Annotated in this window: 27 protein-coding genes; 16 read left to right on the top strand and 11 right to left on the bottom strand. The window is 64.9% G+C overall.

The genetic code is table 11. The features are described 5' to 3' along the window. The first annotated feature begins 29 nt into the window (after positions 1 to 29). The 8 genes from K1177_RS13580 to K1177_RS13545 all read left to right on the top strand — a co-directional run bounded on the left by K1177_RS13580 (position 30) and on the right by K1177_RS13545 (position 9035). A complete protein-coding gene (locus K1177_RS13580; RefSeq protein ID WP_224703908.1) occupies positions 30 to 2366 on the top strand; it encodes a methyl-accepting chemotaxis protein in 2337 nt (778 codons plus the stop codon). Between the two features lie 266 nt (positions 2367 to 2632). Next, positions 2633 to 4276, top strand: a complete 1644-nt coding sequence (locus K1177_RS13575) for a globin-coupled sensor protein (RefSeq protein WP_224703907.1) — start codon at positions 2633 to 2635, stop codon at positions 4274 to 4276. 86 nt (positions 4277 to 4362) lie between these two features. After that, positions 4363 to 4743 (top strand): DUF1801 domain-containing protein, encoded by a 381-nt coding sequence (locus tag K1177_RS13570; RefSeq protein ID WP_224703906.1) that lies wholly within the window; start codon positions 4363 to 4365, stop codon positions 4741 to 4743. Positions 4744 to 4779: 36 nt separating this feature from the next. Then, the gene (locus tag K1177_RS13565; RefSeq protein ID WP_396120218.1) at positions 4780 to 5142 is read left to right on the top strand and encodes a methylglyoxal synthase; all 363 of its coding nucleotides are present in this window, start codon (positions 4780 to 4782) and stop codon (positions 5140 to 5142) included. 118 nt (positions 5143 to 5260) lie between these two features. After that, on the top strand, positions 5261 to 6043 hold the full coding sequence (locus K1177_RS13560) for an ABC transporter ATP-binding protein (protein ID WP_224703905.1): 783 nt from the start codon (positions 5261 to 5263) through the stop codon (positions 6041 to 6043). Beyond that, positions 6043 to 6747: an ABC transporter ATP-binding protein gene (locus K1177_RS13555; protein ID WP_224703904.1), complete on the top strand. Its 705-nt coding sequence runs from the start codon at positions 6043 to 6045 to the stop codon at positions 6745 to 6747. The genes K1177_RS13560 and K1177_RS13555 overlap by 1 nt, the downstream gene beginning before the upstream one ends. Positions 6748 to 6750: 3 nt before the next feature. Further along, complete coding sequence (locus tag K1177_RS13550; protein ID WP_224703903.1) at positions 6751 to 7755, top strand: branched-chain amino acid ABC transporter permease; 1005 nt, start codon at positions 6751 to 6753, stop codon at positions 7753 to 7755. Then, positions 7752 to 9035 carry a branched-chain amino acid ABC transporter permease gene (locus tag K1177_RS13545; RefSeq protein ID WP_224703902.1) on the top strand — a complete coding sequence of 428 codons (1284 nt, stop codon included), beginning with the start codon at positions 7752 to 7754 and terminating at the stop codon, positions 9033 to 9035. Before K1177_RS13550 ends, K1177_RS13545 begins: the two co-directional genes overlap by 4 nt. A gap of 4 nt (positions 9036 to 9039) precedes the next feature. Here K1177_RS13545 and K1177_RS13540 read toward each other — a convergent pair whose 3' ends face one another. Together K1177_RS13540 and K1177_RS13535 are read right to left on the bottom strand one after the other, a co-directional pair. Further along, positions 9040 to 9681, bottom strand: coding sequence for a TetR/AcrR family transcriptional regulator (locus tag K1177_RS13540; protein ID WP_224703901.1), 642 nt, complete (start codon positions 9679 to 9681; stop codon positions 9040 to 9042). 64 nt (positions 9682 to 9745) lie between these two features. Next, entirely contained in the window at positions 9746 to 10657 is a 912-nt protein-coding gene (locus tag K1177_RS13535) for an SDR family oxidoreductase (RefSeq protein ID WP_224703900.1), read from the bottom strand. 217 nt (positions 10658 to 10874) lie between these two features. Between K1177_RS13535 and K1177_RS13530 the strand changes: the two genes are divergently transcribed. Further along, a complete protein-coding gene (locus K1177_RS13530) occupies positions 10875 to 11294 on the top strand; it encodes a GNAT family N-acetyltransferase (protein ID WP_224703899.1) in 420 nt (139 codons plus the stop codon). Between the two features lie 48 nt (positions 11295 to 11342). Here the strand turns inward: K1177_RS13530 and K1177_RS13525 are convergent, their stop codons facing one another. From K1177_RS13525 to K1177_RS13515, 3 genes are all read right to left on the bottom strand, one after another. Next, positions 11343 to 11888 carry a hypothetical protein gene (locus tag K1177_RS13525; protein WP_224703898.1) on the bottom strand — a complete coding sequence of 182 codons (546 nt, stop codon included), beginning with the start codon at positions 11886 to 11888 and terminating at the stop codon, positions 11343 to 11345. 103 nt (positions 11889 to 11991) lie between these two features. Continuing rightward, positions 11992 to 12591 carry a class I SAM-dependent methyltransferase gene (locus K1177_RS13520; protein WP_224703897.1) on the bottom strand — a complete coding sequence of 200 codons (600 nt, stop codon included), beginning with the start codon at positions 12589 to 12591 and terminating at the stop codon, positions 11992 to 11994. Positions 12592 to 12657: 66 nt separating this feature from the next. Beyond that, positions 12658 to 13860 carry an ABC transporter substrate-binding protein gene (locus tag K1177_RS13515; RefSeq protein WP_224703896.1) on the bottom strand — a complete coding sequence of 401 codons (1203 nt, stop codon included), beginning with the start codon at positions 13858 to 13860 and terminating at the stop codon, positions 12658 to 12660. Between the two features lie 231 nt (positions 13861 to 14091). Between K1177_RS13515 and K1177_RS13510 the strand changes: the two genes are divergently transcribed. From K1177_RS13510 to K1177_RS13485, 6 genes are all read left to right on the top strand, one after another. Then, positions 14092 to 15126 (top strand): glycine betaine ABC transporter substrate-binding protein, encoded by a 1035-nt coding sequence (locus K1177_RS13510; RefSeq protein ID WP_224703895.1) that lies wholly within the window; start codon positions 14092 to 14094, stop codon positions 15124 to 15126. 201 nt (positions 15127 to 15327) lie between these two features. Next, positions 15328 to 16833, top strand: a complete 1506-nt coding sequence (locus K1177_RS13505; RefSeq protein WP_224703894.1) for a putative bifunctional diguanylate cyclase/phosphodiesterase — start codon at positions 15328 to 15330, stop codon at positions 16831 to 16833. 127 nt (positions 16834 to 16960) lie between these two features. Further along, positions 16961 to 17377 carry a TIGR01244 family sulfur transferase gene (locus tag K1177_RS13500; protein WP_224703893.1) on the top strand — a complete coding sequence of 139 codons (417 nt, stop codon included), beginning with the start codon at positions 16961 to 16963 and terminating at the stop codon, positions 17375 to 17377. 102 nt (positions 17378 to 17479) lie between these two features. Continuing rightward, the gene (gene pyc, locus K1177_RS13495) at positions 17480 to 20920 is read left to right on the top strand and encodes a pyruvate carboxylase (RefSeq protein ID WP_224703892.1); all 3441 of its coding nucleotides are present in this window, start codon (positions 17480 to 17482) and stop codon (positions 20918 to 20920) included. Positions 20921 to 20923: 3 nt separating this feature from the next. Next, the gene (locus tag K1177_RS13490; protein ID WP_224703891.1) at positions 20924 to 21229 is read left to right on the top strand and encodes a type II toxin-antitoxin system HigB family toxin; all 306 of its coding nucleotides are present in this window, start codon (positions 20924 to 20926) and stop codon (positions 21227 to 21229) included. After that, positions 21219 to 21581 carry a hypothetical protein gene (locus K1177_RS13485; RefSeq protein ID WP_224703890.1) on the top strand — a complete coding sequence of 121 codons (363 nt, stop codon included), beginning with the start codon at positions 21219 to 21221 and terminating at the stop codon, positions 21579 to 21581. Before K1177_RS13490 ends, K1177_RS13485 begins: the two co-directional genes overlap by 11 nt. A gap of 77 nt (positions 21582 to 21658) precedes the next feature. On the opposite strand, the gene K1177_RS13480 is transcribed toward K1177_RS13485, so the two are convergent. From K1177_RS13480 to K1177_RS13470, 3 genes are read right to left on the bottom strand one after another with little or no spacing between them, the layout of a single operon-like run. Beyond that, positions 21659 to 21982, bottom strand: coding sequence for a YkvA family protein (locus K1177_RS13480; protein WP_224703889.1), 324 nt, complete (start codon positions 21980 to 21982; stop codon positions 21659 to 21661). A 47-nt stretch (positions 21983 to 22029) separates the two neighbouring features. Then, entirely contained in the window at positions 22030 to 23001 is a 972-nt protein-coding gene (locus tag K1177_RS13475) for an arabinan endo-1,5-alpha-L-arabinosidase (RefSeq protein ID WP_224703888.1), read from the bottom strand. Next, the gene (locus K1177_RS13470) at positions 22998 to 23207 is read right to left on the bottom strand and encodes a DUF4287 domain-containing protein (protein ID WP_224703887.1); all 210 of its coding nucleotides are present in this window, start codon (positions 23205 to 23207) and stop codon (positions 22998 to 23000) included. Before K1177_RS13470 ends, K1177_RS13475 begins: the two co-directional genes overlap by 4 nt. Before the next feature lie 126 nt (positions 23208 to 23333). Here K1177_RS13470 and ispG point away from each other — a divergent pair, with 126 nt between their 5' ends. After that, entirely contained in the window at positions 23334 to 24572 is a 1239-nt protein-coding gene (gene ispG / locus K1177_RS13465) for a flavodoxin-dependent (E)-4-hydroxy-3-methylbut-2-enyl-diphosphate synthase (protein ID WP_224703886.1), read from the top strand. Positions 24573 to 24578: 6 nt separating this feature from the next. On the opposite strand, the gene K1177_RS13460 is transcribed toward ispG, so the two are convergent. From K1177_RS13460 to K1177_RS13450, 3 genes are all read right to left on the bottom strand, one after another. Further along, positions 24579 to 25760 (bottom strand): GGDEF domain-containing protein, encoded by a 1182-nt coding sequence (locus tag K1177_RS13460; RefSeq protein WP_224703885.1) that lies wholly within the window; start codon positions 25758 to 25760, stop codon positions 24579 to 24581. 81 nt (positions 25761 to 25841) lie between these two features. Next, the gene (locus K1177_RS13455; protein ID WP_224703884.1) at positions 25842 to 26309 is read right to left on the bottom strand and encodes a YbaK/EbsC family protein; all 468 of its coding nucleotides are present in this window, start codon (positions 26307 to 26309) and stop codon (positions 25842 to 25844) included. A gap of 9 nt (positions 26310 to 26318) precedes the next feature. Continuing rightward, positions 26319 to 26948 (bottom strand): MOSC domain-containing protein, encoded by a 630-nt coding sequence (locus K1177_RS13450; RefSeq protein WP_224703883.1) that lies wholly within the window; start codon positions 26946 to 26948, stop codon positions 26319 to 26321. Positions 26949 to 26950 lie beyond the last annotated feature (2 nt).

Genomic DNA, 26950 nt, shown 5'->3' with positions numbered 1-26950 from the left:
CGGCCGGGCCGTATTGGGGAAGTTGTGAAGTGCGTCAGCTGAAACTGTCATTCAAACTGCCGGCCGTCATCATGGGTGTCGCCCTGGCGGGCATCGCCGCCGTTGGCGGTGTGGCCTATCTGGCAGGGCAGAGCCTGGTGGAGCAGCAGGCGCAGCAGCGCCTTTCTGCGGTTGCCGTGGCCGCCCAGGTTGATCTGGCGGCCGCGCTGGATCGTGCCGGGCTCGACCTCACGCTGCTGGCAGGGCGCAGTGACACAGCCTTGGCCATTGCGCAATTCGCCGAGGCGCTGCCTGCCGCAGGCGATGCGACCGAGCAGTTGCAGGCCGCCTATATCAGTGCCAATCCCAATTCTGCCGAGACGCGCTATCTGCTCGATACCGCGCCCGGCCAGAGCGCCTATGACGCCATCCACCAGCGCTGGCACGGCGCTCTGCGCGCACAGCGCCTTGGCCGCGGCTATGCCGATATCATGCTGTTCGACAGCGCGTTGACGGCCATCTATTCGGTCGACAAGCGCGCCGACTTTGCCACCGGCTTTGCCGAGGGTACCGGCCCCTGGGCCGGGTCAGCGCTGGGTACCGCTGTCCGGGCCGCCGCGCAGGCGCCGGGCGGCAGCCTGCAGGTCGCCGGGCTTGCGCCCTATAGTGCCGCCGGCGATGCGCTGATGGCTTTCCTTGCCACCCCCGTTATGGCCGATGGCGCAGTGGCCGGCGTTGTCGCCCTTGCCCTGCCGCAGGCCTATTTCGAGCATTCGGTGTTGCGCGCCCAGGCCGTGGCGCCCAATGGCGCGGTCCTGCTGGTGGGCAGCGAGGGACGGGTGCTGGCTCTTTCCGGCCTGGCGCAGGCGCCGGACGCCGGGACAGCCATCGCCGCAACTACTGTCACGACGGCCCTGGGCGGTACGCCGGCCGAGGGCGAAGTGGTGCTGGGCGATGGGGCGCCATTCCGCGCGGCAGCCCTGCCACTGGCCGTTGGTGATCAGACCTGGGCCGTGCTGGCCCTGGAGCCGCCCGAGGTTGTGACGCAAAGCCTGGCTGGCCTGCGCAACGGCATTGTCCTGGCCGGCGCGATCGTGCTGGCGCTGTCGGCCCTGCTGGCGCTGGTGTTTGCCGCGCGGGTCATGCGCCCGGTGATTGGCCTCACCGAAGCCATGGCCGATATTGCCGACAATGAGCTGGATGCGCGCGTGCCGGGGCTGGAGCGCGCGGACGAACTGGGCTTCATGGCCGAAGCGGTGGCGACGGTGCGCGACCGCGGCCGCAAGCTGCGTGCCCTTCGCGCCATGGAAGAGGATCAGCTGGCCGAGCGCGTCAGCCAGGTCGACCGGCTGGGGCAGGTCCATGCCGAGATCGTCACGGCGATGGAGGCAATCGCCAAGGGGGACTACAGCCACCGCCTTGTCCCGAACGCGGCCGACAGCGCGCCCGCGCGCCTGGTGGGCAGCGTCAATGGCGCGCTCGCGGCGCTCGATGATGGCATGGGCCGGTTGGCCCAGGCGTTGCGCGTTGTGGTCCCTGAGGCGGGCGATGCCGCAGGGCCATCGGGTCCGGCAGCGCTAGACCTGCTGGCCGAGCAGATCGCCGCCCGTGTCGCGGCGCTTGAAGCGGCACTGGCCGAGAGCCAGGCCGATGCAGATGCCCGCGTCTCGGCGCTCGAGGCTGCCGCAGCGAGCCTCGAGAATGAGGCCGATGCACATGGCCACGCGCTGGGGAGCCTCGGCGAAACCCTGGCCGACTGCCGGCAGAGCCTGGCCGACCAGGTCGGGCTGGCCGATCAGGCCCGGACGCAGGCGCAGGCCATTGCGCAGAACGCTGCAACCAGCGGCCAGGTCATGGATCAGGCAACAGCGGCCATGCAGCGCATCGGCGCCGCCTCGTCCAGGATTGCTGCTATCATCGGCTTGATCGACGACATTGCCTTCCAGACCAATCTTCTGGCGCTCAATGCTTCGGTGGAAGCGGCACGCGCTGGCGAAGCGGGCAAGGGTTTTGCCGTCGTGGCGGTGGAAGTGCGCCGGCTGGCGCAGTCCGCGGCCTCGGCTTCGGCCGACATCAAGGGTGTGATCGAACACAGCGTCGCCGAAGTTTCGGGCGGCTCGCGGCTTGTGACCGAGGCTGCCAGCGGGCTCGAGGGCATGCAGCAGGCCATCGCGGGCAATGTGGGCACCCTTTCAAGCCTGCTGCAGCGCAGCCAGGCCGAGCTTGAAATGGTCGCGGGCCTGGCCCAGTCCGTCGCTGGTCTTGAGTCGCTTTCCCACCAAGCCAAGGCCATCGCCGGACAGATCCAGGCTGCGGGTGAAAACCCCGGCGCGGTGCGCCTTTACCGGCATGCCGGCGCAGCCCCAATGTCGCGTCGCGCCGGCTGATCGCCGCCAAGCCTTTGATATTGATTGATGATACTGGCCGGCGCCGTCTTGCCGGCAATGGATCGGATTTGAAATAAAAACGACGAATACTCTATAAATTGCTATATTTATTCCTTCCCCAAACGAACTTATTCTTGCCGATCTGTATGTTCTTTATCGGTGGTTAACCGCGTTCGCCGTATCCTGGGTGTCAATTGATCCGCATCAAGCAGCCTGGGAACGACATGCTGATCAAATGACCCAACATTGAACATTTGGTGCGGACGATGACAAACAAACCCCAGCTTCAAGATCGCCTCGATTTTATCGGCCTTGATGACGCTGCGCGCAAACGACTCTCGGGCGCACAGGGGGCTCTGGACAAGCACCTGCCGATCGCTCTGGACAAGTTTTACGCCAAGATCAGGACCGTTCCGGCCGTCGCCCGGTTCTTTGATGGCAAGCCGCAGATGGATCGGGCGCAAGGCAAGCAGATCGGCCATTGGAAGGCCATCGGCGCCGGCGCCTTCGACGACGCCTATTTCGAGGCCAGCGGCAAGGTTGGCCTCCGGCATGCCCAGATCGGGCTGGAGCCGCGCTGGCACATTGGCGGCTATGGGGTGATCGCCGAGACGCTGGTGCAGGGTCTGATCGAGGAGATGATGCAGGCCGCGCTCGAACCCAAACGCGGGCGCTTCGGCAACAAGCTGCCGCCGAATCCCGAAGAGGTGATGGAAGCCAGCCGCGCCATGGGTCAGGTGCTGTCCGACGTGCTCAAATCCATGCTGCTCGACATCGATATCGGGGTTTCTGCCTATTTCGAGAAGCTGACGTCGGAGGCCCGCATTGCCGACGAGACCTCCCGGCGGAAGGTCAGCCGCGCTGTCGAGCTGACCGGCGCTGTGCTGCAGGATCTGGCGCGGGGCGATCTGACCAGCCGCATCACCGAAGACTTCGATCCCGAGTTCGAGCAGATCAAGAGCGACACCAATGCCGTCGCCGACCGGCTGACCGCCATCGTCGGACAGCTGCGCCAGACATCGCGCTCCCTGCGCACCGCGACGGGGGAAATCCTGGCCGGCGCCAATGATCTGGCCGATCGCACGACCCGCCAGGCAGCCACCATCGAGGAGACCACGGCGGCCGTCGAGCAGCTGTCAGGCACTGTGGTTGAGAACGCCAAGATGGCGGGCGTCGCCAGCGAGAAGGCACAGGCCGTGTCCCAGAATGCCACGGTCGGCGGCACGGTGATGGGCGAGGCCAATGGAGCGATGGGGGCCATTCAGGCGTCGTCGTCCAAGATTTCCAACATTATCGGGCTGATCGACGACATCGCCTTCCAGACCAATCTGCTGGCGCTGAACGCCTCGGTGGAAGCGGCCCGTGCCGGCGACGCCGGCAAGGGCTTTGCCGTGGTGGCCGTCGAAGTGCGGCGTCTGGCCCAGTCGGCAGCCAATGCCTCGGCCGAGGTCAAGCAATTGATCGAGACCAGTGCTGCCGAAGTGCGCAGCGGGACGCAGCTGGTGTCCAAGGCGGCCGATACGCTGCTCGATATCCTGGCCAGCGCGCAGGAGAGTGCGCAGCTCATCGACACCATCGCCTCTGCCAACCGGCAGCAGTCCGATGCGCTCGGCGAAATCGCTGTGGCCGTGCGCCAGATGGATGAAATGACCCAGCACAACGCCGCCCTGGTGGAAGAAACCAATGCGGCCATCGAGCAGACCGAGGCCCAGGCCAGCCAGCTCGACGAGATCGTGGATGTTTTCGTCATCGACGAAGATGCCGGTCATGTGGCCCCGCCGGTCCGCCAGCCGGCCAAGCCCAGCGCTGCCGCCAAACCTGCCGCCAAGCCTGCCGCAGCGGCCAAGCCGGTGCGCGCACTCAAGACCACCAGCAGTGCCGCCATTTCGCCGGACTGGAACGAGTTCTAGTTCCGCCCTGCTGACAGGGCCTGTCAGGCCCCTGTTGCAAAGCTCCGCATCGGACAGTCTGGTTGTCCTGTGCGGAGCTTTTTTTTATGACTGCTGGCCGAAGCGCTGTGCTCGACTGGAACGGGGTGGATGACCTGCTGGCGCCCATGCCCCCGGCTACCGCCGATCTCGCCCGGGCGTTGGTCGCGTTCCTTGCCCAGTATCCCGGGCTCACTGGCCGCGTCATGCCCGGCTGGCGCTCGGTCAATTTTCGCCATGCCCAGGCGGGTCATGTCTGCGCCGTGTTTGCCCAGCCAGAGCGGGTATCGCTCTATTTCGAACATGGCCGGCTGCTGCAGCATGGCGACGGGCTCCTGGTCGGCGAGGGGCTCAAGAAGGGCCGCGTGCTGCGCCTGCTGCCCGGCGCGCCGGTGCCACATGATGACGTGGCGATCCTGCTGGCCGAGGCCATTGCCCTTTTTGCCTGAACCATGCTTGAAGCGATGGGCAATATGGAGATTGGCATGGCACGCATCGGGCTGGTGGCGCACGACGACAAGAAGGATGAATTGTGCGCCTGGGCGGAACGGCACAAGCGCAAGCTCTCCGAGCACCAGCTGTGGGGCACCGGCACCACGGGCAGCCGGGTGATCGCGGCCACCGGCCTGCCGGTGACCCTGCTCAAGAGCGGCCCGCTGGGCGGGGACCAGCAATTGGGCGCCATGATCGCCGAAGGGCGGCTGGACGTGCTGATCTTCTTCATCGATCCGCTGTCCGCCCAGCCCCATGATGTTGATGTCAAGGCGCTGACCCGGCTGGCCACGCTCTATGATGTGATGTGCGCCAACAACGAGGCCACAGCCAATGCGGTACTGGCCTATCTCTAGGCGTGGCGGGGGCCTCCGCATCAGCACATGGTTGACCATGTGCCCGCCATATGAGCAGATGCCGCAAAATCGCCCGGACTAAACCGGGCACCCTTGGCTCAGGAAACAGGCTTTATTGGTGTCCTCCGACCTGGTTATTGACGTTCGCAACGTCAGCAAACGCTTTGGCGGTCTAACCGCCGTAAACAACTGCTCCCTTTCGGTCCGGCGCGGCTCGGTCACCGGGCTGATCGGCCCGAATGGCGCGGGCAAGTCCACGCTGTTCAATATCGTGGCCGGCAATATCGTGCCCGATGAAGGCGCGATCATCTTTGATGGTCGCGACGTCACGGGCCTGGCGCCGCACGAGCTGTTCCGCACCGGCATGCTGCGAACCTTCCAGATCGCGCATGAATTCTCCAACATGACGGCGCTGGAAAATCTGATGATGGTACCGGGCGACCAGCCGGGCGAGCATCTGGCCAATGCCTGGTTCCGTCCGGGCCTCAGCCGCTCGCGCGAGACCGAGGTGCGCAAGAAGGCGCTCGATGTCATCGACTTCCTCAAGCTGGGCCATGTGCGCAATGAGCTGGCCGGCAATCTCAGCGGCGGGCAGAAAAAGCTCCTCGAACTGGGCCGCACCATGATGGTTGATGCCAAGGTGGTGCTGCTCGACGAGGTCGCTGCCGGCGTCAACAAGACCCTGCTCAATGATCTGGCGGCCAATATCGAGCGCATGAACCGCGAGCTGGGCTATACTTTCTTTGTCATCGAGCATGACATGGATCTGATCGGGCGGCTGTGCGACCCGGTCATCGTCATGGCCCAGGGCGAAAAGATCGCCGAGGGTCCAATGAGCGAGATCCGCGCCAATCCGGCGATTGTCGAAGCCTATTTCGGCACGCCGGTGGAGGCTGCGTGATGGCCCTGATCGAACTCAAGCATGTGGTGGGCGGCTATGGCGGCGCGCCGATCCTGAATGGCGTCAACATGGCCATCGAGCAGTCCGACATCGGCGTCATCGTCGGCCCCAATGGCGCAGGCAAGTCGACCACGCTCAAGGCCATTTTCGGCCTGCTCAAGGTCACTGGCGGCACCATTGATTTCCTCGGCGAAAATGTCGCCAATTCCCTGCCCGACAAGCTCGTGCCCAAGGGGCTGAGCTTTGTGCCGCAGGAAAAGAACGTCTTCACCTCCATGACCGTTGAAGAGAACCTTGAGATGGGGGCGTTCACCCGCAAGGACAGCTTCGCCGAGACCATGGCCTGGGTCTACGAGATGTTCCCCGTGCTGGCCGAAAAGCGCCGCCAGCCGGCGGGCGAGCTCTCGGGCGGCCAGCGCCAGATGGTGGCCATGGGCCGCGCGCTGATGAGCAAGCCCAAGCTTTTGATGCTCGACGAGCCCTCCGCGGGGCTGTCGCCGCGCTATGTCATCGAGATCTTCGAGACCATCGTGCGGGTCAATGCCGAGGGCGTTGGCATCCTGATGGTCGAACAGAATGCGCGCCAGGCGCTGGCCTTTGCCTCCAAGGGCTTTGTGCTGGCCGGCGGCCAGAACCGCTTCACCGGCACGGGCGCCGAGCTCATCGCCGATCCCGAAGTCGCCAAAAGTTTCCTCGGGGGCTAAGCCGTGACCGAATTCATCTTCTTCATCAACCAGGTCGTGATCGCCGGCGCCGTGCTGGGCTGCATCTATGCCCTGGGCGCGGTCGGCATCACGCTGATCTTCGGCATCCTGCGCTTTGCCCATTTCGCCCATTCCGAGCTGATGACCTCGGGCGCCTTCTTTGCCTTCATGCTGGCGGCGCTGTTTGCCAGCTGGGGCATTGTCACGCCCATTCCGACCGGCTTTGTCGTGCTGCCGCTGGCCATGGTGTTGTCGGCCATCTTCGCGCTGGGCATCGACAAGGGCTTTTATGCCCCGCTGCGCAAGCGCGGCGCCAAGCCTGTCATTCTGCTCATCGCCTCGATCGGCGTGACGCTGATGGTGCAGGGGCTGATCCGCCTGTTTTTCGGCGCGGGCAGCTATTCGTTCTTTGAGACCGAAACCAAGGATGTGTTCCGCATCGACACCAGTTTCCTGGGCTCCACCCGGCCGCTGGTGATCACCGAGCCGCAGCTGCTGATGATCGTGGTCACGGTCATCTCGGTGCTGGCGCTGCATCTGTTCCTGACGCGCTCGCGCCTGGGCAAGGCCATGCGCGCCATGGCCGACAATGCCGATCTGGCACAGGTCTCGGGCATCAACACCGCACTCGTCGTCCGCGTCACCTGGGTCGTCGCCGGGGCGCTGGCCTGCATGGCCGGCACCATGCTGGCCCTCGACGTGACGCTGAAGCCCGATCTCGCCTTCAACATCATCATCCCGATCTTTGCCGCCGCCATCGTGGGCGGGCTGGGCCAGGCCTATGGCGCCATCGCCGGGGGCCTTTTGATCGGCTTTGCCGAGTCGCTGGCCGTGTTCAACTGGACCATGGTGCTGCGCCCGCTCAATGCCGTGCTGCCCGAATGGGCGCAGCTGCCGTCGACGCTGGCGCTGGTGCCCACCGAATACAAGCTCACCGTCGCCTTCGTGATCCTGGTGGTGGTGCTGCTGGTGCGGCCCACGGGAATCTTCAAGGGAGCCTCGTCATGATCCGGCGTTCGCTCGGCCTTTTTGCCGGCCTGTTCGTGCTGATCCTGGTGGTTGGCTGGTTGATGGGCCTGCCCTTTACCTCCAGTCGCCTGGTCGAAGCGGCCGCCTATGCGCTGATCGCATTGGGCCTCAATATCCAGTGGGGCTACGGCGGGCTGTTCAACTTCGGCATCATGGGCTTCCTGATGCTGGGCGGCTTTGCCGTCACCTTCATGTCCTATCCGGTCAATGCTGATTTCTGGGGCAGCGATGGCCCCATGCTGCTGGGCCGGGCCCTATTGGCCTTTGCCGTGGGCGTGCTGCTGGTGCTGGCGGCGCGGCGCAGCGATCGCATCGGCATCACCGGCCGCTGGAAGGCGGCGCTGGTGGTGCTGGCCTGGTTCGTGGCCTATTGCGTCTATCGCAGCCAGATCGATCCGGCGGCGGCCTATATCGAGGCCAATGCCGGCTTTGTCGGCGGGCTGGGGCTCAATGCCGTGTTCGGCTGGATCTTTGGCGGCATTCTGGCCGCGGGCGTCGCCTATATCGTGGGCAAGATCGCCCTGGGCCTGCGCACCGACTATCTGGCCATTGCCACCATCGGCATTTCCGAAATCATCCGTGCGCTGATCAAGAACATGGATTGGCTGACCCGCGGCACGCTGACCGTCTCGCCCATTCCCTGGCCGACGCCGCTGCCGCAGGACTATCAGGCCGACGGGGCCGACCAGATGTCGGCGTTGCTGATGGCCCGTGGCGGCTATCTGGCGCTGGCCATTGTCGTGCTGGGCCTGGCGATCTGGCTGGTCAGCCGCGCCTATGCCGGCCCCTGGGGCCGCATGATGCGGGCCATCCGCGACAATCACATTGCCGCCGCCTCCATGGGCAAGGATGTCAAATCCCGCCAGCTCGAAATCTTCATCTTCGGCTCGGTGCTGATGGGCATTGGCGGCGCCATGCTGGTCAGCTTCACGCAGATCTTTGATCCCAGTAGCTACCAGCCGATCAACCACACGTTCCTGATCTGGGTGATGATCATTGTCGGCGGCGCCGGCAACAATTGGGGCGCGGTGTTCGGTGCGGTGCTGATCTGGCTGGTCTGGGTTGTGTCCGAACCGGTGGCCAAGGCCATCTTTGACACAGTCAGCTATTGGTCGACCACGGTCGGCTGGCCGGCCATTCCCGATATCGAATCGCGCTCGGCACAGATGCGCGTCTTCGTGCTCGGCCTCGTCATCACCATCGCCCTGCGCTACGCGCCCAAGGGGCTGATCCCCGAAGTGGTCCGCCGCGAGGGCTGACGGCTCAGGCAATGCTGTCGAGCAGGGCCCGGATGGCGCGCGGCAGGTCGCGCGCCATGTCCATGCGGAGATGGGCATAGTCGGGCCGGGCCAGAACGGTCCGTGCCGCCGGCGGCGGATGCGCGCCGGGCCACATGCCCGCCAAGAGCGAACCGGCCATGGCCACGGCCCAGGCGCAGTCCTCGGCCGAAGCGGATGGTATCTGGGCCTGCAGCGCGCCCACGATGCGCCGGCTCTGGTCGCTCATGAACATCTTGAGATGGGCGATGGTCTCTTCCGAGACATTCTGCTCGAGCGTGCTCGACAGAATCGCCATCAGGGCGCAGCAGCGCGGATGGGCCAGAAAGGTCGTCGCCATGGTGTCGGCAAGGCTACCGGCATCGCCTGAACCGCTGCCGCTGATGGCCTGCTCCATCGCCTCGGTCAGGCGGGCGAACTCCTGCTGGAACAGCTCGAGCAACACCTGCTCGCGGCTTTCGAAATAGCGATAGACGTTGGATTTGGTGAAGCCGGCGCGCGCGGCAATGGCGTTGAGCCCCGCGCCATTGGGGCCATCAGCGTCAAACAGCTCGGCCGCTGCCGAAAGCAGTTGGGCACGGCGCTGGTGGATCTGCTCTGGTTGGCGCGCACGCTGGAAGCCGGTCATGGCACTAACTAGGAGGGGCCTGGCAATGCCGTCAAGCATGCCCCGGCTGTGCACCCGCGGGGGATCAGTAGTGAACCTTTGTCAGCTCCTCCGAGACCTGCCAGAGCCGATCGGCAACGCGCTGATCGTCTGCCTCCGCCGGTAGCCGGGCCGGTCCGACGGCGCCACGGGTTTCGCCCAGGCTGGTGGGGCCGACATAGCTGCCCGATGCCGCATCGCTTGCCGTGGCGGCATAGACCTGGGGCAGGGCACCCTGGGCCACGGGCTGGAACAGGAACCAGAGATAGGTGCGCACAAGGCCTGAGAGACTCGTGCGGCCTGGCGCGTTGTGCAGCAGATCGGTGCGCGACACGCCGGGATGGGCGGCGATGCTGGTGATGCCCCAGCCGGCCGCCAGGCTGCGCCGGTGCAGGCTGAGCGCGAACATCACGCAGGCCAGCTTGGACTGGCTATAGGCTTCCATGGGCTTGTAGTCGCGTGCGCTCTGCAGATCATCAAAGTCGATCCGGCCAGCGCGCGCGGCAACGCTGCCCAGCGATACCACCCGGGGCTGGGCCGCCGCCCGCAGCAGGGGCAGCAAATGCGCGGTGAGCGCAAAGTGGCTGAGGTAGTTGGTGCCGAACTGGAGTTCAAAGCCGTCGGCCGTGGTCTGGCGCGTTGGCGGGGTCATGACGCCGGCATTGTTGACCAGGATGTCGATTGGCGTGCCGTCGGCGTGCATGCGGGCGGCGAAGTCGGCGACAGAGCCAAGGCTGCCCAGGTCCACGCGCTCGAAATCCACCCTGGCGGCGGGCGCGATGGCCAGCAGCTTCGACCGCGCCGCCGCACCCTTGTCGGCGCTGCGCCCCACCAGCACGACGTCGGCGCCATGCTGGGCCAGCATGCGGGCAGTCTCATAGCCCAGTCCTCCCGTGGCGCCGGTGACAATGGCCTTGCGGGCGGTGAGGTCGGGGATATCGCGTTCGGAGAAGCTCATGCTGAGACCCTTTAAGAAACCAATGGTCTCTAATTAAGAGACTGGTGGTCTTTTGTCAACGGTGATGCGTCGCTGGCGAGCGGATCGCGCGCCTGGTGCTTGGCAGTCTTGAGATCGAGGTGGCCGTGGGGCGGGCATTGCGCCGTACTGACGGGGGGCGTTCCGCTGAACTTGCTCGGGCCTTTTCTGCGCGCTTGGCCTCTGGCAGGGTGCGCGCATGGACATCCGCCTTGCCACCGCACTTGACCTCCCGGCCCTGGTCCGGCTCGACAGCTATGCCGCCGCACATGTGGAGCGGCAGGCGGAGATCGCCGGCTGGATCGATCAGGGCGTCTGCCATGTCGGCGACGTCGGAGGAAAGCCGGTCGCCTATGGAGTCCTGACCAATCATTTCTTCGGCCAGGCCTTCATCACCCTGATCGTGGTTGGCGCCGGCCATCGGCGGTCCGGGCTGGGGCTGCGCCTGGTCCGGCATTTTCAGGACATCTGCCGGGGCTCAAAGCTGTTCACCTCGACAAACCGCTCCAACCATTCGATGCAGCGCCTGTTGCTCAAGGCAGGCTTCAAGCCGAGCGGCCAAATCGACAATCTCGATGACGACGATCCTGAACTGGTGTTCTTCTGTCCGCCTGCATGAGGCTGACCTCGGCGGAAGTCCGACAGGCCTGCTCTCCATACCGGGCCGCTAGTCGGCGCGCCGGGGCGACCACCAGCCGCCGGGTTCGTAGCCGCCGGACATGGCGATATCCTTGCCGGTGATGGCCTGCTCGGCAAAGCAGCGGCGGGCCTGTTCGTGCAGGCCGGTGACCCAGCCCTTCCCGACGACGTGCACCAGTTCGTCGATCTCATCGAGGCGTTGCGCGATGGCGCGGGCGTGGCGGGCGTGGAAAGTGGCGCCGGGCACTCTGGCCAAAAGGACAATCAGCAGGGGTTCCTCGGGCGTGGCGTCCCAGCGCCCGCTGCGGACCCCAGTGGGCAGATCCTGGCCCCAGGCCTGGTCGGTGATCCGTGGCTCGCAAAACTCAAGCGTCAGCGGCGGGGTGGGGACGTCCGACGGCCCCTCGAAGGGGTGGCGGCGCGACACATAGTCGAGGGGTGCACCGACGATTTCGGCGATAATGGCGCGCCATTGCAGGAACCGTGCGGGCTTGCCGCAATAGAGGCCATCAATGGCAATCTCCGCCAGTCCGGGGTGTTGATCGGTCCAGGGGTGGCCGTTGTCCTCTGCCATGGCAGCGTGTCCTTCTGGTGGGGCGCCGTGGTTTTGCCAAGGGGGTACGACGGGCGCTGTTACCTGCGGAACGGAGCGGCGGCGGCACGGCGCTTGCCGTCCACTACCCCGCGGCGGCCTTGGACGCCTCCGCCCAGAGCCAGCGGGTCGTCTTGCCGTCATAGCCCGATCCATCGGCTTGGGTGATGTCGATGCTGGCCCAGGGGCCAGACGCGCGCAGGTGATCGTGCAGTTGATCGGCGCCCAGATAATTGTAGTAACGGCCAAACTGGTCGCGCCCTTCGGCGTCGCCGGCCTTGAAGCTGGCCATCAACCGGCCGCCGGGGCGCAGCGCGGCAAAGATGCGCGCCAGGGCGTCGGTCAACTCGCTGCGCGGCGCGTGCAACAGGCAGGCGCAGGCCCAGACGCCGTCATAGGCGGCCTCGTCGATCAGTTCGTGGAAGGCCATGATGCGCACCGGCATGCCCAGGCGCTTCTCGGCCTCGGCTGCCAGTTCCGGGGAGGCATCGGAGGGCGTCACGGCAAAGCCGGCGGCCTGCATGGCGGCGGCATCGCGGCCATTGCCCGTGCCCAGTTCCAGCACGGCGCCGCCCGGCGGCAGGCGCGCCAGAAAGCCGGCCAGCTGCGCCGAGGGGCGGTCGGCGTGCCGGACATAGTCAGCGGCATTGTCGGCGTAGAACTTCAGCGTTTCGGCGTCGGGCATGGCGGCTCCAAGCAAAAGGCCCGGGATTTCTCCCGGGCCTTCGTGGTTTTGATTGGGCAGACCAGATTACTTGATCTCGCCCTTTTCAACGAACGTGCCGCCTTCGACGGCCAGTTCGACGATGATGCCGTCCACGTCGCCAGCGGCGTCGAAGTCGAGGGCGCCACCGGCACCTTCATAGTCGATGTCGGTGCCGGCCTTGATCAGCTCGACAGCCTTGCTCCATTCGCCGGGCAGGATCTTCTCGCCGGGGGCGGAGGAGACTTCGCGCAGGGCGGCCGAGAGGCCGTCACGCGACGCCGAGCCGTTCTTTTCGATGGCCAGGGCCAAGAGGAACGCGGCGTCATAGGCCTGGGGGGCATAGGTGGCATTGGCCACAAAGCCATCGCTGGCGAAGGCGTTGTAGATGTCCACAGCGCCGCCCGAGGGGGCACCGGCGCGGGTAGCGATCAGGCCTTCGACAGCCGCAGCGTCGATGCCGCTGAGAAGGTCGTCGCCGACCATGCCGTCACCGCCGACATAGGTGGTGAAATTGCCGGACTCGACGGCCTGGCGCAGGATGGTGTTACCCGAGGCATTGGCATAGGCCAGGATCACCAGGTTCTGGCTGGCAACCAGGTTGCCCAGCTCGGCGCGGTAGTCGGCCTTGCCTTCTTCATGGGCGACGCTGGCTGCAACGGTGCCGCCGCCGGCGGTGTAGGCTGCGGTCAGGGCATCGGCGAAGCCTTTGCCGTAGTCGTTGTTCACATAGGTGATGGCGATGTCCTGGACGCCCTTGGCGAGCAGCAGGTCGGCCATCTTGACGCCCTGGAGCGCGTCAGACGGGGTGGTGCGGTACACCAGGTCGTTGTCTTCCAGCGTGGTCAGCGCCGGGGCCGAGGAGGCCGGGGAGATGAACACCACATTGCCCGACAGGCCCGAGCCGTTGAAGGCGCCGATGGTCTCGCCGGTGCACAGCGCACCCACGATGCCGGTGACACTGTCGGTGTTGATCAGCTTGTCGGCGGCGGCGGCAGCGGCCGTCGCGTCGCAGGCACCGTCGGCGGAGATGATCTTGAGCTCGCCGCCCAGGATGCCGCCCTGCTCGTTGACCTGCTTGACCACCAGCTCAGCGCCGGCAAAGATCGGCGGGGTCAGCGATTCAATGGGGCCCGTGAAGCCGCCAATGAAGCCAATGGTGGCGCCAGTGTCCTGAGCCATCGCCGGAGCAGCGGCAACAAGCGCCGAAGCGGCCACGGCCAGAGCCATCTTTGTCTTGAAATTGAGCATGTACGTCCCTCTGCTGGGTTGTTCCGGGGAGCGGCCCTTGATCGGGCACGTCTTTCCTTGCGGAACAACGCGATAAAGGGGGCGCAACCCGCGCCCCGCTGGGCCAACTGTTGCACATTTGAGGGGAGGGAGTCACCGGGTATTGAACCGGTGGCTGCGCCAAGCATGCTGTTGCTTAACAGGCTTGTTTTCTGCAAGCTGGCCCGTGTGTTTGGCAATGGCCGGGTCGCGATGAAACGTCTGATTGGCGCGTTGATGCTGGCGTTTGCCGGGCTGCTGGCTTCGCCGACCCTGGCGCAGTTTACCGTGCTCGACCATGCCCAGGATGGTGGCGCCGCCATCGGCACGGAGGACGCGGCTCAACCAGCGCCGCTCTGCGGCAGCCGCACCGTCAGCATTGCGCGGGTCGGCTGGCCGTCGGCCCAGCTGCTCGCCGAAATCCACGCGCGTATTCTGGCCAAGGCCTTTGGTTGCACGGTCTGGGTGATGCAGGCCGACCTTGCCGCCATCGGCTCGACCATGAGCACGACGGGCGAGCCGGCCGTCGCGCCCGAGATGTGGCCCAACCGCATTGCCGAGCTATGGAATGCCGGGGTCAATGCGCAGATGCTACGGGCGGCTGCGCCCAGCTATGGCCAGGCCCAGCTCGAAGGCTGGTTCATCCCTGACTATGTTGCCCAGGCGCAACCGCAGCTGACGGCGGCCAGCGGGCTGGCCGCTGCGCTGCCGGCCATTGCCGGCGGTGGCCGCGTGCGGCTGATTTCCTGTCCACCCGACTGGGCCTGCGCCCTGATCAACCGCAATCTGGTGCGCGCCTATGGGCTGAGCGGACTGGTGGACGTGGTCGAACCGGCCAACAGGCTGGAGATGGATACGCTGATTGCCCAGGCCGTCAGCAGCCGCGAGCCGGTGGTGTTCTATTACTGGCAGCCCAATGCCATCCTGGCGCAGCTTGATTTCACCGCGCTCGACATGGGCGCCTATGATGCCGAAGCCGCCAAATGCCTGGCGCGCGCGGGGTGTGCCGATCCCAAGCCCAGCGCCTTTGCGCCCGAAACGGTGGTGGTGGCGATCAGCGAATGGCTGGCAACCGACGTGCCGGTGGTGGCCGGCTATTTCCGGCGCAGCAGCCTGCCGGTCGAGGCCATGAGTGGCCTTCTGGCGCAGCTCAACGAGCCCGGCGCCAGCGTTGAAAGTGTCGCCGACCGCTTTGTCGCCGAGCGTGAGGACATCTGGCGCAACTGGGTGGGGGCCGGCTCGCCTTAAGGCCCGGTTTACCACAATTGTGGTCAGTCTTCCGCTGTCGGCGAATTGTCACATAGGCTCACTAAAGTGCGTTCCGCGCTCAAGAATACTTGCCTAAAGTCCTGTCAATAAACAGTATTCATTTTGCATTCACGCATTTTTTACAGTCGCTGCGACATAGTATCTGCGATCCTGCGTATCGGATCTGAAGGATAGGCCTGCATGCGCCATGGTATAGCGCTTTCCCGCGTTCTGGACGGTTATCTGACCGTCACGGTGGTGGTCGGCTCGGCCGCACTGATCGGGTTGATCGCCTGGATCGCCTATGGCGAGACACATGGCATCAATACCCAACTGACCATCCAGCTTACGGTGGCGGCACTGGTGACGCTGCTGATGGTCACCCAGGTCGTGGGCTATTTCGTGCTGCGGTCCCGCGTGCGACTGGCGCAGACGGCGGAACAGGCGCGACTGGCCTCGGTGCACCGCGACGCGCTGACCGGGGTCTCCACGCGCTCGTTCTTCCTCGATGCGCTCCGCGACGAGGTCTATCACGGCGCCTATCGCCCTGTGGGCTACCTGCAGCTCGACATGGACAATCTCAAGGTGCTCAACGATACCGCCGGCCATGGCGCCGGTGATGCGGCGCTGGTGCATCTGACCGCGACCATTCGCGAACTCATGCCGCAGGCCATCGTCGGCCGGCTGGGCGGCGACGAATTCGGCATTGCCATCTTCGGGCACGACAACAAGCCCGCCCTCAAGCGGCTGGGCGAGGAGCTCTTGCGCCGGCTCGATCGCCCGGTGGGCATTGGCGGTCGCCCGGTGCGCCTGTCGGCCACCATCGGCATCGCCATGGCGCCACAGGATGCCAGCGAGGCGGACGAGCTGATCTCCAAGGCCGATCTGGCGCTCTACAAGGGCAAGCGCAATGGCCGCCGCATGGTGGTGGCCTTTGACCGCGACATGCTCGGCGACGAGCGGCATCGCCGCTTTGTCGAGCGCGAGCTGCGCGCGGCCCTGCTGATGGACGAGCTGGAGCTGCATTATCAGCCCGTCTATGGGCGCGACATGCGTGTGCGCTCGCATGAGGCGCTGGTGCGCTGGCGCCACGGGGTGCGCGGGCTGATCCCACCGTCCGAATTCATCGCCATTGCCGAAGAGAGCGACCTCATCGACAAGCTGGGCGAGTGGGTGCTGCGCCGGGCCTGCCGCGATCTGATGCGCCTGGGCACGCCGGTGGCCGTCAACGTCTCGCCGGCCCAATTGCGCCACGCCGACTTCGCGCCGCGCTTTGCCGCGGTGCTGGAGGAAATGGGTACCGATCCGGCCCGCATCATTGTCGAGATCACCGAGACGGTGCCGCTGCAGGCGCGCGGCATCGAGCTGGCGCAGGTCGATGCGCTGCGGGCGCTGGGCGTGCGCATTGCCATCGACGATTTCGGGGCCGGCCATGCGAGCCTGCAATATCTGCGCAACTTCTCCTGCGACATCATCAAGATCGACCGCAGCTATGTCAGCAATCTGGCCGAGAACCGGATCAATGCGATCATCGTCTCGGCCATCTGCGATATTGCCCGGGCGCTGCCGGTGGATGTGATCGCCGAGGGCGTCGAGACCGAGGAACAGCTGCGCCTGCTGCAGCAGGCCGGCTGCACGGCCTTTCAGGGCTATCTCCTGGGGCGCCCGCAGCCCCTGCCGACGCCGGGCGTGGCCAACGCCGCCTGATCTTCCCGCCATCCTGTCAGCGATGACAGCGTGATGACAGCTTGTGCTCGCACCCGGTTGCGTCGCGATGCGGCGCACGGATATAAGGGGAGCGGGGAAGCCGATTGGTGGCATCGGGAGTAGTGACTTGGATTTGAAGCGGATCAACGACCACGTCAGTGTTTCGGGCCAGGTTTGGCCAGAAGACGTCGCTGCGCTCAAAGCCGCCGGATTCGTCGCCATCATCAACAATCGTCCGGACGGGGAATCCCCCGACCAGCCGGCTGGCGCCGACATTGAGGCTGCGGCCAAGGCCAATGGCCTGGCATATCACGCCATCCCCCTGGGTCGTGACGGGGTGTCTCCCGCCATGGTCGAACAGACCAGACAGGTGCTCGAGGGGAGCGCCGGTCCGGTCTTCTGCTTCTGCCGCAGCGGGACGCGGTCCACCACCTTGTGGGCCCTCAGCCAGGCGGGATCGATGGACGCCAATGCGATCATCGCGCAGGCGGCAGACGCTGGCTATGACATGAGCCACCTGGCCGGTCATCTGAGCCGGACATAGACGATACTTCTCCGCGGTGCAGCCGGGCACCCGGCCGCGCCGTTCGCAGATTGCTGAGCCGGACCCCAAGGTCCTCAACCCCTCTTGCTCGGACGGACACTTATGCCCATCAAGAAAATCCTCGTCGCCAACCGCAGCGAAATTGCCATTCGCGTCTTCCGCGCCGCCAATGAGCTGGGCCTGAAGACCGTTGCGGCCTATGCCGAAGAAGACAAGCTGGCCCTGCACCGGTTCAAGGCCGATGAGGCCTATCTGATCGGCAAGGGCAAGGGCCCGGTCGAGGCGTATCTGCAGATCGACGAATATATCCGCATTGCGCGGCTCTCGGGCGCGGACGCCATCCACCCTGGCTATGGCCTGCTGTCGGAAAGCCCCGAATTCGTGGATGCCTGCGAGGCGGCCGGCATCGTGTTCATCGGGCCGCGGGCGCAGACCATGCGCGACCTGGGCAACAAGGTTGCCGCGCGCAACATGGCGATCGCCTCCGATGTGCCGGTGGTGCCGGCAACCGAGGCCCTGCCCGATGATCCCGAAGCCATCAAGCGCCTAGCCGCCGAGATCGGGTATCCGCTGATGCTCAAGGCCAGCTGGGGCGGTGGTGGCCGCGGCATGCGCCGCATCATGGACGAAAAGAGCCTCTTGAGCGAAGTCAGCGAAGGCAAGCGCGAGGCCAAGGCCGCCTTCGGCAAGGACGAGATGTATCTCGAAAAGCTGGTCGAGCGCGCCCGGCACGTCGAAGTGCAGCTGATCGGCGACGACCATGGCAATCTGGTGCATCTGTTCGAGCGCGACTGCTCGGTGCAGCGGCGCAACCAGAAGGTGGTCGAGCGCGCGCCCGCACCCTATCTCAGCGATGCGGTGCGCAAGGAATTGACCGACGCCGCCGTGCGCCTGGGCAAGGCCGCCAATTATCGCGGCGCCGGCACGGTCGAATTCCTCATGGATGCCGACACCGACAAATTCTACTTCATCGAAGTGAACCCGCGCATCCAGGTCGAGCATACCGTCACCGAAGAAGTGACCGGCATCGACATCGTCAAGGCGCAGATTCACCTGCTCGATGGCGCCGTCATCGGTACGCCCGAATCCGGCGTGCCGCTGCAGGAGGATATCCACCTCAACGGCAATGCCATCCAGTGCCGCGTCACGACCGAGGATCCGGAAGCCAATTTCATTCCCGACTATGGCCGCATCACCGCCTATCGCGGTGCCACCGGCTTCGGCGTGCGCCTCGATGGCGGCACGGCCTATGCCGGTGCTGTCATTACCCGGTTCTATGATCCGCTGCTAGAAAAGGTCACCTGCTGGGCGCCGAGCGCCGAAGAGGCCATCGCCCGCATGCATCGCGCCCTGCGCGAGTTCCGCATTCGTGGCGTGTCGACCAATCTGGCGTTCCTCGAAAACATCATCACCCATCCCGATTTCGTCGAGAACCGCTACACCACGCGCTTCATCGATACGACGCCGGAGCTGTTCAACTTCAAGCCGCGCAAGGACCGCGCGACAAAGCTGTTGAGCTATATCGCCGACGTCACCGTCAACGGCCATCCCGAAGTGCGCGACCGGCCGCGTCCGCCGGCCGATGCCGCTGCGCCGATGGTTCCCGAGTTCCCGCCGCTGGCGGTTGTCGAGGGCAGCCGCCAGATCCTGGATCGTGACGGTCCGGTGGCGCTGGCCAATTGGATGAAGAACCAGAAGCGGGTGCTGTTCACCGACACCACCATGCGCGATGCGCACCAGAGCCTGCTCGCCACCCGCATGCGCAGCTTTGACATCACGCGCATTGCCCAGGCCTATAGCCGCGGCCTGCCGGACCTGTTCAGCCTCGAATGCTGGGGCGGCGCGACCTTTGACGTTTCCATGCGCTTCCTCAACGAAGACCCCTGGGAGCGCCTGGCCAAGGTGCGTGAAGGCGCGCCCAATATCCTGACCCAGATGTTGCTGCGTGGCAGCAATGGCGTGGGCTACACCAATTATCCAGACAATGTGGTCAAGTTCTTCGTCGCCCAGGCGGCCAAGGGCGGTGTCGATATCTTCCGCGTGTTCGACTGCCTGAACTGGGTCGAGAACATGCGCGTGTCGCTCGACGCTGTCGTCGAGGCGGGCAAGGTGGCCGAGGGCGTGATCTGCTACACCGGCGACATGCTGGACCCCGACCGGGCCAAGTATGACCTGAAATACTATGTCGACCTCGCCAAGGAGCTGGAAGCGGCGGGCGTCCATGTGCTCGGGCTCAAGGATATGGCGGGCCTGCTCAAGCCGGCTGCAGCCAAGAAGCTCATCGCCACGCTCAAGCAGGAGATCGGCCTGCCAATCCACCTGCATACCCACGACACCTCGGGCGCTGCGGCGGCCACGGTGCTGGCAGCGGTCGATGCTGGCGTCGATGCGGTCGATGCGGCCATGGATGCCCTGAGCGGCACCACCAGCCAGCCGACGCTCGGCTCGCTGGTTGCGGCGCTGGCCGATGGCGAGCGCAATCCGGGCCTTGATGCCAAGGCGATCCGCCAGATCTCGTTCTATTGGGAAGCGGTGCGCACGCAGTACCGGGCCTTCGAGAGCGATCTCAAGGGCGGCGCGTCGGAAGTCTATCTGCACGAAATGCCGGGCGGCCAGTTCACCAATCTCAAGGAACAGGCGCGCTCACTGGGTCTGGAAACCCGCTGGCATGAGGTCGCCCAGACCTATGCCGACGTCAACCAGATGTTCGGCGATATCGTCAAGGTGACGCCATCGTCCAAGGTGGTGGGTGACATGGCGCTGGCCATGGTCTCGGCGGGCCTCAAGCGTGCCGATGTGGAAGATCCCAACCGCGACATCGCCTTCCCCGATTCGGTGGTGGGCTTCTTTGCCGGCGATCTGGGCCAGCCGCCGGGCGGCTTCCCCGAGGCGCTGCAAAAGAAGGTGCTCAAGGGCAAGGCGCCGCTCACCGAGCGGCCTGGCTCCTATCTCAAGGATGTCGATCTTGAGGCCGAGCGTGCCAAGATCGCCGAAGAGGCTGGCCATCCGATCGATGATTTCCGGCTGGCGTCCTATCTCATGTATCCCAAGGTCTATGCCGATTTTGAAAAGACCCAGGATCGCTACGGCCCGACCGAAGTGCTGCCCACGCCGGTCTATTTCTACGGCCTGAACGAAGGCGACGAGCTTCTGGTCGATATCGAAAAGGGCAAGACGCTGGTCGTGACCTACCAGGGCCGCGCGCCGACCAATGAAAAGGGCGAAGTGCGTGTGTTCTTCGATCTCAATGGCCAGCCGCGCACGATCCTCGTGCCCGATCGCCTCAAGGTCGGCGAAGTCCAGGTGCGCGCCAAGGCGGCGCTGGGCGATGCCAAGCAGGTCGGCGCGCCGATGCCGGGCGTGATTTCGGGCCTCAATGCCAAGCCGGGCCAGAAGGTTACGGCGGGCGATGTGATCTGCTCGATCGAGGCGATGAAGATGGAAACCGCCATCCATGCCGAAGTCGACGGGGTGATCGCCGAAGTGCTGGTCAAGCCGGGCGATCAGATCGACGCCAAGGATCTGCTGATCCGCTTCGAATAAGCTATGCACATTCTCGCGCTACGGACGCTGAAGGCATTTTGGGAGAAGCATCCCCAAGCCGAGCGTCCGTTGCGCGAGTGGTACGCACTGGCCTCGAAGGCGCATTGGCTCACACCGCAGGATATCAAGAACGAGCTTGGCGGGAATGTAGACTTCCTCGCTGACAATCGCTGCGTGTTTGACATTGGCGGCAACAAATACCGACTGATAACCTACAACGCTTACACTTTTGGCCTTATATATGTGAAGTTCGTCGGCACACATGCCGAGTACGACAGGATTGATGCAGGTACCATAGATGAACATTAGGCCCATCCGAACGGAGGAGGACCTGACCTGGGCTCTCGCCGAGGTTGAGCCGTATTTTCTCAACGAACCCCAAAAGGGCTCGGATGAGGCTGTTCGCTTTGAAATTCTTGCCGACCTTATTCGCGCATACGAGACGCTGAATTGGAGCATGGAGGTTCCCGAGCACATCGCGGACAAGCCTCCGATGTTTCGAAGCAGCCACTATGGATCGCTGAAGTTTGCCATCAAAAATCAGCAGATGGCAGAGCTCATCAAGAGGCGCAAGCGACGCATGTACGCGTCATCTGATACCAGCATTAGCGGACCTGCCGGATATGTTAGGCGCGCCTTGCGAGCAGGCACAACAAGCTAGCTTGCCGCGCCGCTCTGGCATCGAAGTAAAAGGCCCGGAGCGATCCGGGCCTTGGTCATTGTCGGGGTCGCTTCCGGCTAGAGCCGGCGGGCACGGCCATCAATGGTGGGGCCGCCTCGATTGGGGCCGCGATCGTTGCGCTCGCGGTGGTCGGCGCGCACCGGCACGGGCAGGCGGGATACAATCCAGCTGACCATCAGCGGCACCAGCACGATATCGTCAACCCAGCCGATGAAGGGAATCACATCGGGGATGATGTCGAACGGACTCACCAGGTAGAGCGCGGTCAGCACGGTCGCGATCTTGAGGTAAAGCGGCGTCTGCGGCGCGAAAAACGCGTGCCAGAGCTGAACGACTTCCTTGCGGAACAGAATGACGCGGGGAATGAGCGAGTTGATCATGATCCATAAATGGGTCCGGCGCGCGCCGGTTCAAGAGCTCCGCGCCATCAATCGAGCGCCGGCAGTGTCGGCCAGCCGTCATCCGTCCAGCCGATGGGCGCCAGCTCCAGCTTGGGGCGGCCACCGTCATCGTCATCATAAAAATGAAACGCCAGCCAGGGCGCGCCGTCGCGCTCGAAGACCTCCTGGCCACCGGGGCCTATCATGCGGCCCTTGGTCGCCAGCAGTTCAGTGCCGCCGCCATCCAGCATGGGCTTGCCCGTGGCATCCACATAGGGGCCGGTGACCGTGTCTGCCCGGCCCACCATGATCCGATAGGTGGATAGGCGCCCGCGGCAGCAGCTGTCGAAGGACACGAAGAGATAGAATTGGCCGTCGTGTTCGAGGATGGCCGGAGCCTCGATGGCGCCGCCGCCGCGCGAGGCTATGGGCATGGGTTGGGCGCCGTCCAGCAGCATGCCGGTTGCCGGGTCAAGCTCCACCTGGCGGATGCCATCCCAGAACGAGCCAAAGCTCAGATAGGCCTTGTCGCCGACATCAATGCGGAACGGGTCGATGGCGTTGAAATCCTCGCCCTCGTGCGAGCGAATGACCATGCCCTGGTCGACCCAACCCTGGGTCGGGTCGGCCGGATCGAGCGCGGCATTGGTCATCAGGCCGATGGCGCTGTCGTTGTGGCCAAAGCTCGAGACCGAATAATAGAGATAGTGCGTGCCGTCCTTGGCGAAGACGGACGGGGCCCACACATTGCGCGGGGTAAAGCCCAGCTCGGTCGTCACCCATTTCGGCATGCCGCCGGGCAGGGCGCCGGCTTCCTGCCAGGTGATGCCATCGGGCGAGGTCTTGGTGCGCGGCATGCCGCCATCCGGCGCGCGCTCGACGCCGGTCGCAAACGAGACCATGCCGGTGTCGAGCACGGCGATGGATGGATCGTGAATATAGATATTGCCGCCCAGGGCTTCTGCGTAAGCAGAGGCGGGCGCCAGCGACAGGGTCAGGATGGTCAGGATGCGTCTCATGCCAGGACGCCCCGGTCGCGCAGCAGTTTGACGATGGCCATGGCATGGCCGTGGCCCAGGCCGTATTCGGCCTTGAGCCAGTCAGTGATCGGGGTGGCTTTGGCGCCCGGCGCCGTCAGGCCTCTTTCGATGGCCAGGCGCACGAATTCGTCGGGCGTCACGCCGGTCTGTTTTTCGATATTGGCCATATAGGCGGCAAAACTCATCACAATCCTCCTCGATCGGGTGGATGCTACACGAGTGCGCGGGCGATGCCAGACCGACATAATCGAGAAGCATTGCGCTGATAGGGCTGCAGGCCTATCTCTCCGGTCAGGTATTCGAGGTGTTTCATGGCTGGTCCGCAGACGCGCAGGCAATCGGTTGGGGTCAATGTTGGCGGCGTCATGGTGGGCGGCGGCGCGCCCATTGTCGTGCAGTCCATGACCAATACCGACACTGCCGACATCGATGCGACGGTGCGCCAGGTGATGCAGCTGGCCCGGGCCGGCTCGGAGATTGTCCGCATCACCGTGGATCGGGATGAAAGCGCGGCGGCTGTGCCGGTCATTCGCGACCGGCTGGCGGTGCTGGGCTATGACGTACCGCTGGTGGGCGATTTCCACTATATCGGCCACAAGCTGCTCACCGATCATCCGGCCTGTGCCGAGGCGCTGGCCAAATATCGCATCAATCCGGGCAATGTGGGCTTCAAGGCCAAGCGCGACACGCAGTTCTCGACGCTGATCGAGCTGGCGCTGAAATATGACAAGCCGGTGCGCATCGGGGTCAACTGGGGCTCGCTCGATGAAGAGCTGCTGACCAAATTGATGGACGAGAATGCCGCCGCCGGCTCGCCGCTCGGCGCGGCAGCCGTGCAGCGCGAGGCGATCATCCAGTCGGCGCTGCTCAGCGCCCAGCGCGCCGAGGAGATCGGGCTGGGGCGCGACAAGATCATCTTGTCCACCAAGGTCAGCGATGTGCAGCACCTGATCGCGGTCTATCAGGATCTGGCGGCGCGCTGCGATTATGCGCTGCACCTGGGGCTCACCGAGGCCGGCATGGGCACCAAGGGCGTGGTGGCGTCGTCGGCGGCGCTGGGCATCCTGCTGCAGCAGGGCATTGGCGACACCATCCGCATCTCGCTGACGCCCGAGCCGGGCGGCGACCGCACCACCGAGGTCAAGGTGGCGCAGGAGCTGCTGCAGACCATGGGCTTCCGCCAGTTCGTGCCGGTGGTGGCGGCCTGCCCGGGCTGCGGGCGGACCACATCAACGACATTCCAGACGCTGGCCAAGGACATCGAGGCGCATCTGTCGAGCTCGATGCCCGAGTGGAAGGAGCGCTATCCCGGTGTCGAGACGCTGTCGGTGGCCGTGATGGGTTGCATCGTCAACGGTCCGGGCGAATCCAAGCATGCCAATATCGGCATTTCGCTGCCGGGAACGGGCGAAACGCCCGCCGCGCCGGTGTTCGTGGATGGGCAGAAGGTCGCCACGCTGCGCGGTGCCGATGTGGCCGATCAGTTCAAGGTGATGGTGGCCGACTATATCGAGAAGAAATTTGGCGGCGCCCGCCAGGCCGCACAATAGTGTCGCTCAGCCCTCGGTGATGCGATCGCGGCCATTGGTCTTGCTGGCATAGAGCAGTTCGTCGGCGCGACGATAGACGGCCATCAGGTCTTCCCCCGGCAGGGGTTCGGTCACCCCGATGCTGATGGTCACGCCCTTGTCCTGCGGCCTGGGTCTGGTGGTTTCGAGCACCCGTTGGCGCAGCGCCTCGAGCACGGGCCGGGCCCGTTCCATGTTGGTGCCATAAAGCAGCAGGGCGAATTCCTCGCCACCCAGGCGGGTCGCCATGTCCATGGGCCGGCGGGCCAGGTTGCGCATGGCATCGGCCACTGCGCACAGGGCCTCGTCGCCCGCGGCGTGGCCGTGCTTGTCGTTGAACATCTTGAAGTGGTCGATGTCGATCATGGCCAGCAGCACCGGTTCGTCGGTGCGGGCCGCGTGCGCCAGGGCCGCCGTGGCGTGGCGCTGGAACAGGCGGCGGTTGGCCAGGTCGGTCAACGGGTCGAACTGGGCCTGTCGCGCCAGCATGCCGGTGAGCAGGAACTGCCGGCGATGCGCCAGTTCGCGCATATAGCCGCCAATGCCGCCGACCGGCACAGCCATGGCCAGCACGAAGACGAGCCCGAAATGGCCGCGACCGGTGATGTCGTTGAGCAGCAGGATGCCGGCAATGGCCGCAGCAACCACCGGGGTGAGTGACACAATCAGCGCATGGGAAACCACCATGCCCAAAGGTAAAAAGGCACCCATGACGACGACGACCAGCGCAGCGTCTGCCGAAGCAATGCCGTGCGACTTGTAGATGATGGCATTGGTCGAGGCGACGATGGCGACCATGCAATAGACGATGACCGCCAGCCTGCTCAAAGGCAGCCAGCGCCGAAGCGGAGTCACAATCAGGATCATCGCGATGGCAAGCGTGCCGGAGCGGCCGATCAGCAGGAACCACAGGTCCCAGCTATGGATGCCATTGCGCAGCACGTCGAGGCGGACAAAATCATAGCCGGCAAACAGTGCCCAGACCAGGAGCGTGGCGGCGGCGCAGACCATGGCGGCCGGGCGCTGTTCTTCGGCGAGCGCCAGTCGATACTGCGCTTCCAGCTCGGGCTCGAAGCGCAAGGTCGCAAAGCCCTTGGCGAATTGGCGCTCATAGGCGTCTTCGCTGGTGGCTCGCGCTGGCGCCGGACTGTTCGGGTTGGATGCTAACAAGCTGGTATTGTCCCCCAAGGTGGCTGATGGCACACCCTGGCTCCACTATAGAGCCTTGCAATTTCAAAGGGGTAAATACGATCAGCCGGGTGGCACGCAGGCATCGACCCAGGCATTGCCACAGAGATCGGCCAGCCGGGCGAGGTCGAGGCGGACTGATGCATGGGTGTGCCCGCCGGCAGGAATGACGACGTCATAGACCTTTAGCGAGCTGTCGAGATAGATCGGCAGCGGTCCGGGCAGGCCAAAGGGGCATACGCCGCCGACCGGATGGCTGGTCAATTGCTCGACCTCCTCGGCGCCCAGCATGCGTGGGCGCCCCCCGAACGCGGCCTTGGCCTTCTGGTTGTCCAGCCGGGCATCGCCGCGCGTCACCAGCAAAACCACTTCGTCGCGGACGCGGATGCAGAGCGTCTTGGCGATCTGGCCGGGCTCGACACCATGCACCTGGGCGGCCAATTGCACCGTGGCTGTCGAAAGCTCGGTGACTTCGACCTTGAGGTCAGGGGCGCGCGTGGCCAGGTCGGCTGTAACAGATTGGAGGCTCATGGCGGGCTTTCAGAACAGTCGGGCCAGTTTGTCTTCATATTCGCTGCGCATCTTGTGATGCACGGGCGCCTTGAGCGCGCGGCGCATGGTCTCGGGGTTGTCCTCCCGCTCCAGCGCCATCAGGTCGCGCACGCTGACGCGCTCGCCATCAAAGGGGGTGAACAGCACCGGCTGGCCGGCGCGCAACGTGCCTTCCTCGATCACCCGGCAATAGGCGCCGGGGCGCCCGGCCTGGTGGAAGCGCTTGACGAAACCCTTGTCGCCCATGCGCGCCGCCAGCACATTGCAGGGGGTGCGGTGGGAGGTGACCTCCAGGATCACATCGCCGATCTCGAAGCGATCGCCGGGGGACACGGCAATGCCCTCCACCCCGGCGATGGTGAGGTTGTCACCAAAGGTTCCGGGGGCAAGCGTCTCGCCCAGTTCGCCCGACCACCATTTGTAGTCATCGGCGGAATAGACATAGACCGCCTGGTCGCGGCCGCCGTGATGGCGGCGATCCAGCACGGCATCGCCCTCCAGCCCCTCGCGCGAGACCTGCACATCGGCCTCCATCGGCTGCTTGTAGATGCCTGTCATGGCCGCCTTGCCGGGAATGGGGCGCGGCTGACCGACGTTAACGCTCGACACTATGGCCATGG

The sequence above is a fragment of the Devosia aquimaris genome, assembly GCF_020169335.1.
Taxonomy (GTDB): Bacteria; Pseudomonadota; Alphaproteobacteria; order Rhizobiales; family Devosiaceae; genus Devosia; species Devosia aquimaris.
Note: the sequence above shows the minus strand (reverse complement) of the source record. Positions and strands in the feature narration are given on the sequence as shown.